The 18,158-nt window shown below is 34.4% G+C and carries 16 protein-coding genes; all 16 read left to right on the plus strand.

Features of this window, described 5'->3' with window-relative positions; all coding sequences use genetic code 11:
• Positions 1-20 precede the first annotated feature (20 nt).
• The 16 genes from PGQ38_RS17810 (at position 21) to PGQ38_RS17885 (ending at position 17,804) form a co-directional block, all read left to right on the plus strand.
• Complete coding sequence (locus PGQ38_RS17810; RefSeq protein WP_270432947.1) at positions 21-449, plus strand: gamma carbonic anhydrase family protein; 429 nt, start codon at positions 21-23, stop codon at positions 447-449.
• Positions 450-590: 141 nt separating this feature from the next.
• Positions 591-1,010 carry an IS200/IS605 family transposase gene (gene tnpA / locus PGQ38_RS17815; RefSeq protein ID WP_270432921.1) on the plus strand — a complete coding sequence of 140 codons (420 nt, stop codon included), beginning with the start codon at positions 591-593 and terminating at the stop codon, positions 1,008-1,010.
• Positions 1,011-1,167: 157 nt separating this feature from the next.
• Entirely contained in the window at positions 1,168-1,992 is an 825-nt protein-coding gene (locus PGQ38_RS17820) for a BglII/BstYI family type II restriction endonuclease (protein WP_270432923.1), read from the plus strand.
• 200 nt (positions 1,993-2,192) lie between these two features.
• Positions 2,193-2,666: a very short patch repair endonuclease gene (locus tag PGQ38_RS17825; RefSeq protein ID WP_270432925.1), complete on the plus strand. Its 474-nt coding sequence runs from the start codon at positions 2,193-2,195 to the stop codon at positions 2,664-2,666.
• Entirely contained in the window at positions 2,666-4,096 is a 1,431-nt protein-coding gene (locus PGQ38_RS17830) for a Sau3AI family type II restriction endonuclease (protein WP_270432927.1), read from the plus strand. Before PGQ38_RS17825 ends, PGQ38_RS17830 begins: the two co-directional genes overlap by 1 nt.
• A gap of 38 nt (positions 4,097-4,134) precedes the next feature.
• The gene (locus PGQ38_RS17835; protein ID WP_270432928.1) at positions 4,135-5,394 is read left to right on the plus strand and encodes a hypothetical protein; all 1,260 of its coding nucleotides are present in this window, start codon (positions 4,135-4,137) and stop codon (positions 5,392-5,394) included.
• A gap of 2 nt (positions 5,395-5,396) precedes the next feature.
• A complete protein-coding gene (locus PGQ38_RS17840) occupies positions 5,397-6,608 on the plus strand; it encodes an AAA family ATPase (protein WP_270432929.1) in 1,212 nt (403 codons plus the stop codon).
• A gap of 13 nt (positions 6,609-6,621) precedes the next feature.
• Positions 6,622-8,166, plus strand: coding sequence for a Sau3AI family type II restriction endonuclease (locus PGQ38_RS17845; RefSeq protein ID WP_270432932.1), 1,545 nt, complete (start codon positions 6,622-6,624; stop codon positions 8,164-8,166).
• Positions 8,167-8,249: 83 nt separating this feature from the next.
• Entirely contained in the window at positions 8,250-9,635 is a 1,386-nt protein-coding gene (gene dcm, locus PGQ38_RS17850) for a DNA (cytosine-5-)-methyltransferase (protein WP_270432933.1), read from the plus strand.
• A gap of 126 nt (positions 9,636-9,761) precedes the next feature.
• Positions 9,762-11,690: a hypothetical protein gene (locus PGQ38_RS17855; RefSeq protein ID WP_270432936.1), complete on the plus strand. Its 1,929-nt coding sequence runs from the start codon at positions 9,762-9,764 to the stop codon at positions 11,688-11,690.
• Positions 11,674-12,534 carry a hypothetical protein gene (locus tag PGQ38_RS17860; RefSeq protein ID WP_270432937.1) on the plus strand — a complete coding sequence of 287 codons (861 nt, stop codon included), beginning with the start codon at positions 11,674-11,676 and terminating at the stop codon, positions 12,532-12,534. The genes PGQ38_RS17855 and PGQ38_RS17860 overlap by 17 nt, the downstream gene beginning before the upstream one ends.
• A gap of 4 nt (positions 12,535-12,538) precedes the next feature.
• Positions 12,539-13,294, plus strand: coding sequence for a DUF6339 family protein (locus PGQ38_RS17865; protein ID WP_270432940.1), 756 nt, complete (start codon positions 12,539-12,541; stop codon positions 13,292-13,294).
• Between the two features lie 142 nt (positions 13,295-13,436).
• On the plus strand, positions 13,437-13,979 hold the full coding sequence (locus tag PGQ38_RS17870) for a histidine phosphatase family protein (RefSeq protein WP_270432941.1): 543 nt from the start codon (positions 13,437-13,439) through the stop codon (positions 13,977-13,979).
• A gap of 152 nt (positions 13,980-14,131) precedes the next feature.
• The gene (locus PGQ38_RS17875) at positions 14,132-15,637 is read left to right on the plus strand and encodes a hypothetical protein (protein WP_270432943.1); all 1,506 of its coding nucleotides are present in this window, start codon (positions 14,132-14,134) and stop codon (positions 15,635-15,637) included.
• 26 nt (positions 15,638-15,663) lie between these two features.
• Positions 15,664-16,776, plus strand: a complete 1,113-nt coding sequence (locus PGQ38_RS17880) for a heparan-alpha-glucosaminide N-acetyltransferase domain-containing protein (protein ID WP_118582554.1) — start codon at positions 15,664-15,666, stop codon at positions 16,774-16,776.
• Between the two features lie 2 nt (positions 16,777-16,778).
• Positions 16,779-17,804 carry a transglutaminase domain-containing protein gene (locus PGQ38_RS17885; RefSeq protein ID WP_195380190.1) on the plus strand — a complete coding sequence of 342 codons (1,026 nt, stop codon included), beginning with the start codon at positions 16,779-16,781 and terminating at the stop codon, positions 17,802-17,804.
• The last annotated feature ends 354 nt before the right edge of the window (positions 17,805-18,158 follow it).

Consider the following 18,158-nt stretch of genomic DNA (forward strand, 5'->3'; position numbering starts at 1 on the left):
ACTATTTATATTCTAGCACCATTGGCCGTGACAGCTGTGTGCTATACTACAGCGTAATCCGCGGAGATGACGCGCCAATTGTAATCGGCGAGGAAACCAACATCCAGGAAAACTGCACGATCCACGTCAGTCGAGGCCTGCCAGTCCATATTGGAAATAATGTCACAATCGGACACAATGCCGTAATCCACAGCTGCACAATCGGTGACCGCACTTTAATCGGAATGGGCGCCATAATTCTTGACGGAGCCAAAGTCGGCAACGACTGCATTATCGGCGCCGGAAGCCTTGTCACCAAAAACACCGTCATACAAGACGGCTCCCTGGTAATGGGAAGTCCTGCGAAGATTAAGAGAAATCTTACATGGGAAGAGAAGATTGGGATTATGGAGAATAGTAAGGAATATGTGACTGTGGCAGAAGAAATGTGGAAGCAAGGAGTACTGTGAATAAATGAAAGAGCTAATCCCCCAGCTATGCTGGGGCGAATAGTGTAGTAGTGACGTTGTAGAATGTATAATAAAGCCTCCTATGCTACAATAGTAAAGGTGTCTCAAGCCAATACTAAAGAGAATAGGAGGCGGTCCAACGTGGACAGTAGTAGTTTATCACATACAAGGTACAAATGCCAGTATCATATAGTGTTTATACCAAAGTATAGAAAACGAATCATGTACGGAAGATTAAAAGCAGATGTAAGAGAAATAATAAAAAAACTGTGCGATTACCGGAATATAGAAATAGTAGAAGGTGCAGTATGCGCAGATCACGTACATTTATGTTTAAGTATTCCACCAAGTGAAAAAGTGTCAGATGTGGTAGGGTACATTAAAGGAAAAAGTGCATTAATGATACACGACAAATATCCGGAAAGTGTAAATGGATGGTCGAAAGCCTTTTGGGCCAGAGGGTATTATGTTGCAAAAGTAGGCAATATCACAGAAGATGCGGTAAAAGAATACATTCAGCAACAAAAAGAAGAATCGAAAAGAGAAGATACTAGAAGATAGCCTCTTTTAGAGGCCAGCCGGTATATGTGCGCCTTCCAGGCGTTGCAGGCATAGGCCCCTTATAGGGGCATAATCAAACCACCAGTTGAACTGGTGGTTTATGACTTAGTAGAATCATTGGATATAAAATGAAATTGAAAAAAATGAGGTGTTATAGATGAAATTTAGAGAGTATTCGCATAGACATGCAGATGCAATTATTAAAAACGACAAAGATTTAAGGAAAAGATATGAGCAATTTGTGGGGGCATTAAGAAGTATATCGGAAGAAGAATTGATAACAGATTTTTTGGAAAAAAAGAAAAGGCATTCTCAAAAAGGTACCTCGTTTAAAAGTATAACACCTTCGATTAATGGTATTTTAAAGGAAAGAATGTTAGATATACCTGGTTGGAAGGCGGAAGTAGATATTTTTAATGATACTACAGGTGTGATTGGAAATACAGAATGGCGTCTCGATTTTGCTTGTGATGATGCTTTTTGCGTAGAAGTGGCATTTAATCATGGAGAAGCTATTGCATGGAATTTGTTAAAACCAGTTCTTTCTTGCGAATTGAATCATGTAGAAAAGGCTGTTCAAGGACAAATTGGAATATATGTTTGTGCTACTGATAATATGAAAAAAGTTGCTAATATTGATTCTGCAAGTGGTTCGTTTGAAAAAGTATTAAGATATCTGCCACCAATGATGAATCAATTGACCATTCCGATGGTGATTATTGGTTTAGAGCCTTTTGAAACGTTTAAAATAAATGATAAAGCGGAAATTGTTCGTAGAAATTATATTATTGATGATTCTTTGCTTAATCAGAGGGTGAGGATAACAAAAGTAGATGATTATGCTACATATATTGGAGATGTTATTGATGTTAAAGAAATTCATGTTGATGGAAATAAGGAAATGCAAATCACAGTTCAAAAATCGAAAAGAAAATCAGAGGAATTTATTGATCGAATGATTAAATTTTTAGAGGTATTATAGGCATAGGCAAGATGGAAGAAAAAAGCTGTGAAAGATATTGCTTATTTAAAATGGTTGATAGGTAAGGCACAGAAGAATATTTATATATTGGTTCTACTGGAGAAAATTTAATTCGAACATGGGGAGAGATTAAAATTTGAATAGCAATAATTTATTTGATACAATAAAGTAGGGTATATGTTGATAAAGGTGATATGAGTATGTCAATAAAAGAACCGCGCTTTCATGGCGAAGTAACGGAAAAAAGCCACAAAAACATGAGTAGGATACGTGGAAAAGATACAAGTATAGAAATTGTATTGAGAAAAGCGTTGTGGCATAGAGGTTTTCGTTATCGAAAAAATTATAAGGGATTACCAGGTAGACCAGATATTGTTTTGCCAAAGTACCATATTGTGATTTTTTGCGATAGTGAGTTTTTTCACGGCAAGGATTGGGAAACATTGAAGCCTCGCTTAGAAAAGGGGAAAAATTCTGATTATTGGGTTAAGAAAATAGAGCGTAATATCCAAAGAGATGAAGAAAAAGACCAGCAATTAAATTTTATGGGATGGACTGTGATACATTTCTGGGGAAAGGATATTTTGAAAGACACAGAACAATGCATTAGAGTTATAGAAGAAACGATATTTGATCAGAAATTGGAAGAAGTAGATAATGAAGAGGAAATGTGATGGTGAATTATTTTAAAGACTATGATGAAACGGACCCTAGTTCAATAGAAAAATATGCGAAAAACCTGATTGGAAAAACATTTGCTGATGTATGTAAACGGGATGATATTAATAAAAATATGTTTCTTAAAGAAACAGCAGATTATGCGGTGAATCACGAGAATAAGAAGAGAAAAGGTGGTTTGGGAGAACTGATAGAAGAAAGATTTTTTCACTATCCCGCAAACAATGACGCACGTCCAGACTTTGATAAAGCAGGAGTGGAACTAAAAGTAACACCATATAAACAAAATAAAAATGGAACAATGGTAGCTAAAGAGAGATTGATATTGACAATGATTGATTATTTTTCAGTTGTTGACGAGAAATTTGAAGATAGCCATATGTGGCAAAAATCTCGGTTGATTTTGTTAGTATATTATTTGTATAGCCAAGAAATAAAAAATCGATTAAATTATCGTATTGATTATGTAAAACTGTTTACACCGCCAGAACAAGATAAAAAAATCATAAAACATGATTTTGAGATTATTGTTGAGAAAATTAAAAATGGAAAGGCACATGAATTGTCTGAAGGGGATACGTTGTACTTGGGAGCTGCACCCAAGGGCGCAACATCGAAAGACAGGAGAAAACAGCCGTTTAGTGATGAACTAGCAAAACCACGGGCGTTTGCATTTAAAAATTCGTATATGACATATGTTCTTAACAATTATATTATTCCGGGAAAAAACACGTATGAACCAATTATTAAGGGTAAAGTAGAGGAATCTTTCGAAGATTATGTTGTACATAAAATAGATGCGTATTGTGATTGGTCAGTTACTAATCTATGTAATGCATTCCATATAGAATATCAAAAGAAACCGAAAAGTCTAGGGGCAATGTTGGCATATCGGATGTTGGGAATAAAGGGAAACCATGCGGAGGAATTTGAAAAAGCAAATGTGGTAGTTAAGACGATACGTATTGAGAAAAATAATAAGATAAAAGAAAACATGTCATTTCCTACTTTCAAATTTAAAGAGCTAGTAGAGGAAGAATGGGACAATTCTACATTTGGAAATTATTTACGTGAAACTCGATTTTTGTTTGTGGTTTATAAGTTTGATAAACAAAATGAATTAAGGTTAAAAGGCTGTCAATTTTGGAATATTCCGTATGATGATTTGGAGGGGAATGTGAAGGCTGTTTGGAAAAAAACACAGAGGGTTCTATGCGAAGGTCTTCAGATAGAACAAAAAAATGGGGAAAATTATAACAATTTTCCGAAATCATCAGAAAATCCAGTGTGCCATGTAAGGCCACATGCGCAAAATTCAAAAGATACTTATGAACTTCCAGACGGAAGAATGTATCCAAAACAATGTTTCTGGTTGAATAATAGTTATATTTTGTCGCAGTTGGATAAGAACTTTATTGTGGATTAAGAAGCGCTAACCGCTAGATGACAACAGAAGGTGATGTTATGGAAAAGATAAAAAAATTTGCTCGAGATAATTGGACAAGAATATTAATGCTGTTATTAATGTCTGCATCGGTTGTGTGTATAATGCTTGACATTGTTAAATACTTTAATATTTCAAAATTCTACTCTCCATATATTGTTATTATTCCTTTGGGTTTAGGAATCTGTATGAAAATTTTTTATGCTCGAAAGGAAAAAACGAGTCAAATAGAGAATATAGTTTTTGTAATTTGTATGGCAATCGTAGAATATTTATTTTTGATAATGAAGAATAAAGTAGATGTTGCTTTTCAAGTCAAAATATTGATATATCTTTTGACAAGCGGAAGTGTATTACTAATTTTTGTTCGAAAAGAAATTTCAATGTCTGATAAACATGAAACTAATGAAGAACAGGAAAGCGATAAAAAGATATTTAGCTTATATTATATAAACACAGATAAAGTTTATGAAATAGCTATGTTACTGAATAATAAAATAATTACTGGGGGAACGAGAGAAAACGAAGCTGAAAGTAGCGTGGATATAAAAACTAGTTTAGGAATTAATTCTAATTTGAGCTATTTAGAGGCGATAAAGGGAGAACTAGGATTATCAAAAGAAGTGCATGATGGTGTGAAAAGTAAAGTACTTGAGAATTTTGATGTGAAAACAACAAAATCTAATATGTTAGCAAGAATCATTTCCAAAGCAAAAGATTATGATGATGCTTCAAAGGTAGGAGATTTGGTATGTTTGAGGAATGTTACATTATCGTTGATGAATGAGGAAGAATCATATGCAGTAACAAAAATGATTTTAAATGGTGCATTTAAGGACACTAAAATTAGTAGTAATTCAGATGACATGCAAATTGAACTTGATTTATCAGCGATGATTAATTCATTGTTAAAGGATTGTGCATATGAATTAGAATGTAAAACTCAAGAAACAAAATTCTTGATAACAATTCCAATGACATTTGAAAATGATTTTGAAAATTCCTATAACATATATGATTTACAAGCTGGCAGTGTGACTGTTATAGGAATAAATCGAGGAGCTAGAAAGCATAAAAGGAGAAAGAGTTTACAAGAAATTTTTTCAGAGAAAGACGGTCCAATGGAAAAAGGTAAATATGAAAATCGAGGATTACAATTGGAGTCTTCTGTTGAAGAAGAGAATTGTAATATCATACCACCCCAAAATGATGAGGATGATGAAAGTGAAACAGTAATTGATGTAATTGCGATTATTCAGGAGATTAATTCAAACATATAAATATGAAGAAGAAATTATTAGTTTATGAGAAGGAAAAAATAGAGGAGTTTATTTATAAAGTAGAAAATGAGAAGGGAAAAGTTTTTCCGATATCATATTTAACGGACAAAAGTGTTAATTTGAAATATAACGGAATAAACGATGAAGAGAGTTTTGTATTAGATATAACTGCATTGGTAATGTCCCTTAGTGAAAGAAAAGGTTTGCAATTGATTTACGAATCCTGGATTAATGCTTTGAATGAGGAGAATGAGGACTGCATAGAGTATTGTGTTGAAAGAGAATATTTGTTTCAAGCCTGTGAGTTATTTCATTACTATTTTGAAACAGATGAAGTTGATGTAAAAAAGGATGTAGAAGAAAAAAATGTGACAGAAGAAAAATCAATTGTAGAGTATGAGAAGAGAGAATTTGATGACCTCATGGATAATTTTGAAATACAATTATACGGACATGAAAGATTTAAAAAGAATTTAAAAAATCAGCTGAAAGCATATATCCTGTTGCACCGTATGAAAAGAAAAAAGATATTTTCAATTCTATTATGTGGAAAATCGGGTATTGGAAAGACAGAAGTAGGAAGAATTCTTCAAAAAGCAATGTATCCAGAAGAACCACCAATAAAAATAAATTTTGGAAATTACTCAGGAAAGGGGTCGTTATGGAGTTTGATTGGATCGCCCAAAGGATATATGGGCAGTGAAACTGGTGGTGAATTAACAAATAAAATCATAAACAGTAAATCAAAGATAATCGTAATAGATGAATTAGATAAAGCAGATGCTACTATATTTAACTTTTTTTATGAAATGCTGGAGGATGGTCAGTATACGGATTTGGTTGGGAAAGTTGTTGATTTAGACGGATATATTGTTATTTTTACTGCAAATTTGGATTCTTCCAATTTTCAGGAAATGATTCCAGAACCTTTGTTTTCGCGGTTTGATATGACGTATGAGTTTCATCAATTAACAACTGAAGATAAGAGGCGGTTCATTTCTGAATTTATAGATGTACTGATAGCTGAATATGAGGAAAATATTGGTCAGTTGAATAGCAAAAATATAAAAGATGAACTTATGAAAAATTCATACCATGCATATACCAATGTAAGATTGATAAAAAGAGATGTTATGAATGCGTTTGTTGAATTAGTAGATGTCAATAATATATGGAATGATTATACAGAGGAGTTACCTAAAGGTATGCAATAAGGGGAATTGATACATGAGAAAAAAATATGATATGACCAAAATTGAAAGTATATATGAATATGCGTTGCAAATGCAAAATCAAAAGATATCAGATATTGTGAAAGAAGCTGGAAAAAAAGAGAGTGTAGATAAAGGTGAAATAGGAAATCTTATACAAGAATATTATTTTGGGATACCGAGAAACCCTTCAATTGAACCGGATTTTCCGGAGGCTCCTTTGGAATTGAAAACTTTTGGATATTGGGAGACAAAACGTGCTGATCAGAGATTAGCATTATCTGCTATTGATTATATGGAGTATCAGAAGAAGGTATCTTTTGAAGAAAGCCATTTGTATAAGAAATGTCATAATATGCTGTTTGTGATTTATTTATTGCAAACTGGACAGTTGAGAATTGAATCTGAAATAAAGTATCTTCGATTGTATGAGTTTGAAAAAATTGTAGCTTCAGATATGGAGCAGATTAAGAGGGATTATTATATAATTACTAAGAAAATTATGGAAGGAAAGGCATCGGGATTATCGGAGGGAGATACAGAATTTTTAGGTGCAGCCAGAAGAGGGGATAAAAATTCTAAAAAGCAGGATGCACCAAAAGGTGATAAAGCATTACCAAGACGATTTGCTTTTAAACAATCATATATGTCATATTTGATAAGGGAATATATTGTACCAGAAAAAGATTTTTCACAAACGATATATACCAAAAAGAAACAGTGTGAAATAAAAATTCCACGAGGAAAAAGTTTCGAAGATTGGTTGAACGCTATTGATGAAAAGTGGAGTGCAAAAACTGTAAGAAAAATAGTTACATCTAAATCAAAATCATTAAATGAATTGAAAATAAATGGGAAAGATGCGTTTAGTAGAATTGGATTATCTTTGTTAGGGATAAAGTCAAATGCAGATGCATATTTGATGAAGACACATACTGCTGTAAAAAGTATCAGGATAAATAAAAAACGACAAATAAAAGAAAAAATATCATTTCCAACGTTTGAAATCGCAGATGTGATAAATCAAGAATGGGAAGAGTCGGAAGTGTTTAGATATTTATCAGAACAAAGATTTTTGTTACAGATTTTTGTGGAAGAAGAAAAAGGATATGTATATGCAGGTCATTTATTTCTAAAATTTACTCCAGAACAATTAGACAAATGGGCGAAAGAAACTTGGGAAGATTTAAAAAGTAAGGTAGTAAATGGAATACGGTTTACTTTAGAAAAAAGAAAAAATGATGTGATAATTCACTCTAATATTCAGGGAAAAACTGAAAATCAAATGGGACTTATAAAAGTTCATGGTCAAGCTACATATGATATTGATAGAAAAAATATTATTGGTGTAGATGAGGCGTCAGAACAATATATAGAAAAGAATACAGTAAATGGTCGCTTTGTTCAGCAAGAAGAGAAAAAAGGTACATTTGGTTGCAAATTGCCAAATGGAGATATTATTGGGAAACAAAGTTATTGGTTAAATAATGATTTTGTTTTAAATTATATAAAAGAGCATAGTGGTGAATTAGCATATAACATTTCATGGGAAAAGAAATAAAAAGGATCTTTACAAAAACAATAAAATAAGATATTATATGTAAAGAACAATTGTTCGAATAATAAAAGAAGAGGTAATATAAAGTGAAGAAAACAGTTTGCGAATTGTTCGCAGGAGTAGGCGGCTTTAGGTGTGGACTTAATAATATAAGAACAGTAGAAGATTATGGCAAAAAAGAAAAATGGGATACAGTTTGGTTTAGTCAATGGGAGCCGGCAGAGAAGAGTACACAGTACGCACATGACTGTTATGTATATCGGTTTGGAACAAGATTAGATGATAATGGTGAAGATACCACGAATTGTAACATAGAAGATGTAGATAAAACAACACTTCCTGATTTTAACTTGTTGGTTGGCGGATTTCCGTGCCAGGACTATTCAGTAGCATCTTCGTTAGCTACTTCCAAAGGACTTGAAGGAAAAAAAGGAATTTTGTGGTGGTCAATACGTGAGACATTGGAGGCAAAGAAGCCACCATTTGTATTATTAGAAAATGTTGATAGATTATTGAAATCTCCTGCAAAGCAAAGAGGTAGAGATTTCGGTGTGATTCTTGCATGTTTTCGAGATGAAGGATATACAGTGGAATGGCGAGTGATAAATGCTGCAGAATATGGATATCAGCAGAGACGTCGTAGAACATTCATTTTTGCTTACAAAAATAATACAAAATATGCAGAAAGAATTCTAAATACAATTGGATATACAGATACATTGGAAGAAGAACGTAAGAAAGAATGTATGGAAAATGTAGTCTTAAAAGAAGGATTTTTTGCAGAAACATTTCCGGTAAATAAAGCAGAATCTGCTAAAACAAAAATTAAGAAACTGCCGGTAGAAGTAGGTGAAGTATCTGAAACATTTCAATGTGCATTTGAAAATTCCGGAATAATGAAAGAGGGAATAATATACACAATAAAGACTGTTCCGAATTATCATGGAAAGCAGATAGCGCTTGGCGATGTTATGGAAACTGGACCAGTAGAAGAACAGTATTTTATCCCAGAAGAAAAATTATATTATACGGATCCTGCGGTTACACATAGTGATGAAACGGAACAGCGTCTTCCAAAGGAAGATAGACAGACCTGGCAATACCTGAAAGGTGCAAAAAAATTGTTACGTACAAGTTCAACAGGTCATGAATATGTATTCTCAGAGGGGGCTATTTCCATGATTGATCAGGAAGATAAACCGGCACGTACGATGCTGACATCAGAAGGTGGATTCAGTAGAACAACTCACATTGTGAAAGACAAGATGACTGGAAGAGTGAGACTACTTACTGCGACAGAAGCAGAGCGAATCCAGGGATTCCCTACAAATCATACAAAATATTGTTTGGTTAAAGGAGAGACGGTGGAGATGCCATTAAGAAAACGTAGATTTATGATGGGAAATGCATTAGTGGTAAATTTAATAATGGATATGGAAAAGACATTAGATGTAATTTTTCAAAAAGAATAAAAAGAAAATTAGATATATTGCTAAGTATTTACTAAAAAATTTATGGATTAGACTGGAAAAATAAATCTTGGTGATATTTGAAATTAAAAATGGCAAAAACAGAAGATAAAAGGGGAAGGAAGAAAAATGAAAAAATGGAGGTTTGTGTCAAATCAGAATTCGGTGATTTCAGGAATTAATGATGCTGGAATAGAAACTTTTACAGCTGATATAAATAGATCATTAGTAAGAGAAATTATACAGAATTCATTAGATGCGGTACGGATGGATGTAGATGAGCCTGTAATAGTAGAATTTGAGTTGATAAAAGTGAAAAGAGAAGAAATACCTGCGGTTCATGATTTGCAATATGCGATAAGAAAATGTTATGAAAGCAATTTAGATGAACCAGATGCTCATAATTTCTTTAGAAAGGCTGATGATATTTTATCCAAGGAATATATAGATGTTTTGCGGATTAGTGATCATAATACAAGAGGACTAGAAGGTAGTGATACATGTAAAAAAGGCACTAATTGGAGTAGATTAGTTAAAGAAAATGGTTCATCTAATAAAGGACAAAGTTCTGGTGGGAGTTTTGGTATTGGAAAATCGGCAACTTTTGCTTGCTCTGATTTAAGGACAGTTTTTTATTCTTCGTTAGATGTAAATGGAGTAAAGTCTAATTTTGGTGTGGCAAGATTAATTTCATTTAATGATGAGAAAATCGGATGGACTACAGGAGTTGGATATTATTCAGAAGATGAGAGGTTTGTTGCTATTCCTGGTTTGATCAATTTTGATCCAAAATACAATCGGACCGATACTGGGACGGATATTTACATTTTGGGAATGTTTCAAAATGAAAATTACGAGAAAGAATTTATAGATGCGGTACTTTTGGATTTTTTAGTTTCTTTAGTGAAAGGAAAACTAATCGTTGAGGTACAGGGGAAAAGAATTTCGAAGACGACATTAGCTGAATATATTGCAAAGTTGAATCCATATCAAAATGATGATATCAAAGCGTTGATAGAGTACTATGATGTTTTAACATCTTCTAATCCTAAAATAAAAAAAATCTCATTAAATTCTAATGTTTATGGAAAGAAATTTGGTTTTAAAGATAAAGAATGTACACTATATATAAAAGAAGGTGAAAAACTAAATCGTAAAGTATTGATTACAAGAAATGCGGGTATGAGGATATTAGAACAAAATAGGATTAGTGGAAGTATTGAGTTTACGGGTGTCATGATAATAGAGGGAGAAAATATGAATGAAACATTTAAAAGTATGGAAGTCCCATCTCATGATGCTTGGGAGCCAGGAAGATGTAGAGATAAGAAACCATATTACGAAAAAGTTTTGAAAGAATTTAAAAAATATATAAAAGACTGTGTTAATGAGAATTTTGGAAGGATTGAAGTTAATGTAATGGATGCTATAGGTGCAAATGACTTCTTGCCAGATAGAATTGAAGATGCTCAAGAGCCACAGTTGCAAAAAAATGATTTATCATTTCGAATAAAAAAATTGTTTGGAAAATCAGTGGAACCTACAAAGAAAAAAACAAAAGCAATGAAAATAGAAGAAATCGAAATTAATGAGAATGGTGCTGGGGGAAGTGGCCCAGGGGATGGAGTTGGTCCTAAGCATGGAGCAGGCCCGCACCCAGGCCCAGGATTTGGACCGTTTGCGGGACCAGATGATGGTGAAGATAAGGTAGGAAAAAGTCAAGGCGATAAGACAAAATATGAAGAGCTGAAAATAAAAAAGCGATTGATTTGTATAGATGCCCAAGAAGGAAAATATAGATTGAATTTTGTATCACCCTCAAATTCATCGAAAGGGAAAATTGTATTTAATGTAGCTGGTGAGCAAAGTGACTTTGAGCTCCCTATAAAATCAGTTAATGTTGTATCGAATTCAACTGGAATAACTGTGGAAAAAATAATAGATGATACAGTTTACATAAAAAATATGCAGAAGGGAAAAAACATAAGTTTAGAAATTAAAGTGGATTTTGATTCTTATTGTATGATGGAGGTGGACTATTATGCGAGTAAAAAATAGGCTTTCTCCATATCCCATCTTAAATGATTTCGGAGATGATTATATTGATTCTTCTTTTGAAGTTAGATATGAAGTAAATACTCAATTTACAGAAATATACGGTAAATTGATATTTGAATTAAAAAATGATGAGATAAAAAAGTTAATCGATGAAAAAAAAGCTGTTTATAGCGTTCATATTGAATGTCCTTATACATGTTATAGAGAGGTATTAATATCTGAAGATGAGGAGATTGAATTTAAAATAAACGCATCGTTGCTATCTAAAAATATTGAAATTAGGACATTTATCATTTTAACAAAAAGAGTAATCGGATTCCAATCGAAAAGTTTTCACCCTGATTATCATGGTCAAAGCTTTGACTTAGAACCACATCAAATTATTGCGATTGGAACAGCTAAAGATTATAAAATACAAAAGGATGATAAAGATTTTGAATCATTGCCATCAATCATAAAAATTGTAAAACTTGAAGACAAACACAAAGAATCTCTAAGTGTAAATACAGATAATGATGAATATGTTATTGTGGGACTTTCATCAGAAATATATGAACTATATGCAAAGTTAGGAAAAAATGCGTTTAAAAGTACATCATTTAGTCTGGTTTTGCTCCCAGCACTTATGGTGGTAATACAGCGAATGTGTATAGGAAAAGATGATGATGTATTTACTTCATTGCATTGGTATAAAGTTATAGAGTCACTCTTAAATAGAAATGGATTTGACATTGCTGATTTAAGTATTGAAGATGATTCGTTATTATCTGTTTGTCAATCTGTATTTGCTGACCCGATTGCAAGGAGTTTTAAAGAGTTAGAAAATTGGAGTGAAAGGGTGTGAAAAATTGAAATTAATTTATCTCTCTCAAGAGGCAATAGATGACATTAAGATGAATTTTATAAAATATAAGAAACATTTTGCAGATGTAAATAATGACTGGTTTATTGAAAAGTTCAAAAAACGAGACTGGATGCATGAATCAAAAGTCCAATGTAAAGATTTTATTTTGGATATGAGTGATGAATACAATGTTTCAGATAGAAAAAATGTGGAAATAGTTTATGAAGCTTTACATGATTTAAGCCCTGCATTAGCAGCAGATGAACGCCTTTGGGCGGGAATGCTATTTGGTCAATTTTGGGATTATGTAAAATATCGTAGAAAAAATGAAATAAATTTTGGAAATGAAAGAGATATCTTGAATTCCTTTTTCTTTATGCGGGGAACTAAAAGGTCGTGCTTTATGAATTGTTTGTCGCGATTATGGTGGACAGGGTACTTGTTATATGATGAGAAAAAATGTGAACATTATAATGCAGTAGATTTAATATGCGAAGCTGCATATGCTTCCAATTTGATATTGATTTCTTCTAATAATTTTATATCTAATAAGAATCTTGCATTGGGAGTGTTTGATTGCATTCAGAAAAGGAAAAATGCAGGAGAGAACATTGGACGTTACCATTTTGTTGAGGCTAATAAATATATAAATTGCATAGGTGGTATATCGTTGTTAGACGCTATGGCTAGAGAGGAAGTTTGCAAGCTTGCAAATAGAAGATTGAATCAGTTATATGGAGTAATAGATATTGGTGATTAGAATTTAAAGGTTGTTTTTATTACAGAAGTCATTTTTTAAATAGCTTTGAAAGATAGTGCGAATTAGATAAAATATATATGTATTTTTGCGACAAAAATATGTATATAGGATAGTGAAAAGAAAACTGGGGGAGGAACCCACCATGGGACATTTCTATTTCATCCGACACGGGCAGACCGTGTGGAATGTTGAGAACAAAATTTGCGGGGCTACAGACAGTCCGCTTACAGAATATGGACGCGAGCAGGCAAAGAAGACGGGACAGAAGATTCTTACAGAGGGGATTAAGGCAGATGAAATCCTCTGCTCACCGCTTAGCAGGGCGGCAGATACGGCTCAGTTGATTTCGGAAATGACAGGAATTCCATACAGGGTGGAACCAAGGCTGATTGAGCAGAATTTTGGAAAATGGGAGTCCACTCCTCGGGATGGGAAGGATTTCAAGAAAGCAAAGGAGTTTTTTGCATGCAGTCATAAAGGTGGAGAATCCACACTCAGGCTGGCGCAGAGAATCTATAATCTTCTTGATGAAATAAAAGCAGAGTCCGATAAAAAGACCTACATCCTGGTTGCTCACAACGGAATCGCCAGAGTGGTACAGTCCTATTTTACGGATATGACAAATGAGGAATATGCTGCATTTGGGGTAAAAAACTGTGCTGTGGTTCGATATGATTTTAAATGATAAAAGAATATTCGGAATATGAATGGTTATTTTGAAACGGTAAGTAATCTTGAGGTAATTAAGCCGGAAAAGAAACGAATAACTCTGCGCCATTATCCTGATTAAAGAGGCAAACGAAGGAGAACAGGGAAAAGAGACTGGAGAAAAACTAAATGATAGTTAATAAGTGTTCGGAAATTTTATTAGCAAAATCAAAAAAACTATATGGGAACTACCGGGATAACTGTACAGTTGTCCAGAGAATGCTGGAAAAATATAAAAAGTTATATCCTAATATTTCTGATTATTCTATAATGCATTTTATCGATATTGCAGAATTTTGTGATATGATAATGGATAAGCAGAAACTGGAAAATCTGAATGAAGATGAGTGCTACTGTCTTTTGTCCGCAGCGCTATTTGCACATATTGGATTTGGCTTAAATCAGGAAATTATGAATAGATATGTGGACAAGCTTGGAATTCAGAAGCAGGCAGAAGAGCTTACGTTCTTTCAGGTTATGAGTAAATATCATGTTTTGTTCAGTGCATGCCTGTTGGAAGAATACGGCGATATATTTGAATTTCCATCAGATCTGCATAAATATGCCATAATCCGTATGCTTCACTTTATCGGTGAAAATGGTACAGCACCTGTTCAGTTAGAAGAAGCTTTGGTGTTGAACAATCAAAATGTTATCAGGCTGAAGGAACTGGCAGCTGTGTTAGCTGTTGGAAACCAGCTGGCAGAACTAAAAAATGCAAATATTGATTTGAGCTATGACAAGTTCGACAAATATAATTCCGAAGAAATCGTTGGATTTGTTGAAAGAAACGTGGTAAGAAGTATTAAGGTAAAAGATGGCAAGCTGGTGATAGAAGCAGGCGGTTCGGATTCGGCTTATACACTGATTGAGCGGAAGGTAAATTTAATTATTGATAATTTCGGGAAAATTGTCAGTAGTCTGTCTGACCGGTCAGACTACAGTTTGAATCTTTTTTCCATTGTTTCCATAGAGCTTCACCGCCTTCCGTCTGCGGAAACAGCTGAAAAAATCTATCTGAACAAAGAAATCGAAGAATCATGGACAGATAAGGACAGGGAACTGTTTCAGAAGCTTTCTCCTGAGAAAAGAGTGTTTTATGCCGATTATTTATCCACAGAATTCGAGACAACCAAATTTCTTATAGAGTTCGCGAAAACCAACAAAGCCGTACTGGAAGGATTAGAGTACAGAGTGAAATCACCGAAATCCTTGTACAATAAGCTTTATCAGAGAGTAGAGAAATCCTTCTTTGATTCGCTGGCGGATGTAGTCCGTTATACGATCATACTGGATCCGGAAGATTATGTAGAACAGATCCGTTCTGTTATAACGGCTTTGTCTGAGAAAAACTGGAAAATTTATGCATTAAAAAATTATTGGACTAATGACGGTTTTCCATACAATGGCGTGAATACCAAATTTAAAAATCCGCGCAACTACCGAATTGAAATCCAGTTTCATACAAAGGAAAGCTTTGATGTGAAAATGAGCAAGGAAGACCACGACTTGTATGAGCAGAGAAGAGTCCTTGAGCCTGGATGTGATGAGTATAACAGGATATTGCAGCTGCAGCTGAACTTATATTCTAATATGGAGTATCCAAAAAACATTGCACTTTTAGATAATATTTGAACAAATTAAGGAAAAGGGGAAGAAATATGTTTTCTTTAAAAGAAAAAGAAGTAAATACTGGACGCCAGAGAGAGCTTGACCTGGTAAAAGGCTTTCTGATGATCATGATTGTATTTATACATTCTTTTCAGACAATTGCAGGTGCAGCAGCGGCAGAGTCAAGTGTACATAAAATTATGTTTGCCCTGTTTATGCCTACCGGAGCCTGCTTATATCTGTTTACCATGGGTTTTGGAAGTGTTTTTACACGTCATTCCCAGCCAAAGGACATGGTCAGAAACGGTATAAAACTGTTGATTTACCAAGGCATAAGCAATTTGTGCTATGCGGCAGTCATGACGGTCAGCTACGCCATTAGAAATTCTATTACAGGAGAAGTAGCAGGCAGCAGGGAAGTATTTGAAGCAAGTCGGTATTCCATGCTTACATTTGTGAATATCTTTTTCATATCCGGTATGTGCTACCTTGTACTTGCTTTGTACAGGAAATTTAATGTAAAACTTGGCGGTTACATAATAAGTGCATTGATAGTGGGAATCGTAACACCTTTTACCAAACTGCTGGTTTCTGATAATCAGGCACTTAACTGGCTTCTGGATATGACCTTTGGGGGAAAAGGTGAGACAAGCTTCTGCTTTTTTCCATATCTGAGTTATGTATTTTTAGGATATGTTTTTGCAAAAGTAATCAGAAAAGTACCAGAGGATGAAAAAGGAGCTTTTTACAAAAAGAGCGGTCTGGTATGCGGAATCGTAGCGGCAGCCTGGTTTGTAATCTGCATCGTAATGCATCCGGGTGTTGACGGATTCTTTAATTATATGATCGAACAGTATCGAACTCCCGGACTTGTGAAAGTAGTGGGAACCTTCTGCAGCATTATCCTTGTATTTGCAGTGGCATTTTTTCTCATGCCGATTATAGAAAAATGGAAATTTGTTTACAATAAGCTGTGCTATTATTCCAGGCAGATATCCAAAATGTATGCAGTGCATATTGGAGTATATTGGACGATTGCTGGTTTTGCAGCTTTTTACGAATTTAGTGTAAGAGATTGTCTGATTTTGTCAGTCGTTGTGCTGATCGTAACAGATCTACTTGTGCAGGGATATCTGAAACTGACAGATAAGCTAAAAGGATAAAAATGGAACAATACTATTATAATCATATGAACAAACCCCAGCAGGCTACTTATCACAGCATTTTTGTCGGGGTGAAAAATCTATCGGATGAAATTCAGGTTCCGGCACTTTCCGGAGAGGAGCTTTACAATATTTTTTTCCAGATGAGGCTGGACCATCCGGAAATATTCTGGGTAACTAATTTTAAATATCGTTACTACAAAGATTCGCCGAACCTGATTTTCATACCGGAATATCTTTTTGAGAAAAACAAGATCCGGGAGCATCAGAAGGCTCTGACAGCCAGGGTAGAGAAGCTTGTCCGCCCGGCACAGAAGATGTCTGAGTGGGAAAAAGAGAAATATGTGCACGATTTTATCTGCGAAAATGTCCGTTATGACAAACTGAAAAAAGCATATTCCCATGAGATCATAGGTCCTCTTGGACAGAGCGTCGGGGTATGCGAGGGCATTGCGAAAGCGGTGAAGGTTCTTCTGGATGCGCTGGGAGTATGGTGTGTGATCGCAATTTGCGGTAACAATCCGGAAAAAGGAATCAAATACCGGCACACCTGGAATATTGTAAAGATAAATGGCACATATTATCATTTAGATGCCACTTTTGACAACAGCCTGGGAAAAGATCGCGAAAACAAGGAAATCCGCTATGACTATTTCAACCTGGATGATCAGCAGATCTTTCGCGATCATGAGCCCTTGATCGCGCCTGCGCCTCATTGCAATGATCATGATCATTTTTACTACAAAGAGAAGAAATTATCATTTACCAAACAGGAGGATGTATACAAGCGGTCTTTGCAGGCTGCTAAGAAAGGAAAGGTGCTTGTTTTTCACTGGCGGGGTGGATACCTGACAAAAGAAGTATTAAATGAGCTTCTTGACCTAATCCGCAAAGCAGGCATGGAAAAAGAGAAAAACGCAATGGTCAGCATAAACTGGCCTCAGGCAGTTCTTCGCGTCCAGTATGCTGACATACAGGTACAGGAGAGTGTTATGCTGGAGGAAGCGAATGAAGGGGAGAAGGATTGATGAAATGACCCAAGGAATTTTGTGCTGAAACTGTCCAGATTACTGTTCAGAAAAAATTAAAACATTGTTGAAAGAATTCTATTGTTATATGATTTCGTAAGTGATATACTTAAACACAAGAAGAACCGTGTAAAATTATAGTTTACTTTTTGCGCGGTTTCTTATATATGTGATGGTTAGTTTAGACTAACATTAAGGCGGTTTGAAAGATTATAGCGAAAATATAATCAACAAGCTATAGAACTGTTACTATACCGCTGAAGAAAATTATTTTTGCTATATATATGAAAAATTTTTCGATTATACAAGGAAGGAAAATGTAATGTTAATGAATATTTTTGAAGGTATACTGAT

This window comes from Blautia faecis, assembly GCF_027662325.1.
GTDB lineage: Bacteria > Bacillota > Clostridia > Lachnospirales > Lachnospiraceae > Blautia_A > Blautia_A faecis.

What these genes read in the sequence shown, in the direction of transcription:
- PGQ38_RS17885 (WP_195380190.1), top strand. Translation starts at nt 16,779, where the DNA reads ATGGAACAATACTATTATAATCATATGAACAAACCCCAGCAGGCTACT.
- PGQ38_RS17825 (WP_270432925.1), top strand. Translation starts at nt 2,193, where the DNA reads ATGTCAATAAAAGAACCGCGCTTTCATGGCGAAGTAACGGAAAAAAGC.
- PGQ38_RS17880 (WP_118582554.1), top strand. Translation starts at nt 15,664, where the DNA reads ATGTTTTCTTTAAAAGAAAAAGAAGTAAATACTGGACGCCAGAGAGAG.
- PGQ38_RS17860 (WP_270432937.1), top strand. Translation starts at nt 11,674, where the DNA reads ATGCGAGTAAAAAATAGGCTTTCTCCATATCCCATCTTAAATGATTTC.
- PGQ38_RS17840 (WP_270432929.1), top strand. Translation starts at nt 5,397, where the DNA reads ATGAAGAAGAAATTATTAGTTTATGAGAAGGAAAAAATAGAGGAGTTT.
- PGQ38_RS17855 (WP_270432936.1), top strand. Translation starts at nt 9,762, where the DNA reads ATGAAAAAATGGAGGTTTGTGTCAAATCAGAATTCGGTGATTTCAGGA.
- PGQ38_RS17845 (WP_270432932.1), top strand. Translation starts at nt 6,622, where the DNA reads ATGAGAAAAAAATATGATATGACCAAAATTGAAAGTATATATGAATAT.
- PGQ38_RS17835 (WP_270432928.1), top strand. Translation starts at nt 4,135, where the DNA reads ATGGAAAAGATAAAAAAATTTGCTCGAGATAATTGGACAAGAATATTA.
- PGQ38_RS17875 (WP_270432943.1), top strand. Translation starts at nt 14,132, where the DNA reads ATGATAGTTAATAAGTGTTCGGAAATTTTATTAGCAAAATCAAAAAAA.
- PGQ38_RS17830 (WP_270432927.1), top strand. Translation starts at nt 2,666, where the DNA reads ATGGTGAATTATTTTAAAGACTATGATGAAACGGACCCTAGTTCAATA.
- PGQ38_RS17870 (WP_270432941.1), top strand. Translation starts at nt 13,437, where the DNA reads ATGGGACATTTCTATTTCATCCGACACGGGCAGACCGTGTGGAATGTT.
- PGQ38_RS17820 (WP_270432923.1), top strand. Translation starts at nt 1,168, where the DNA reads ATGAAATTTAGAGAGTATTCGCATAGACATGCAGATGCAATTATTAAA.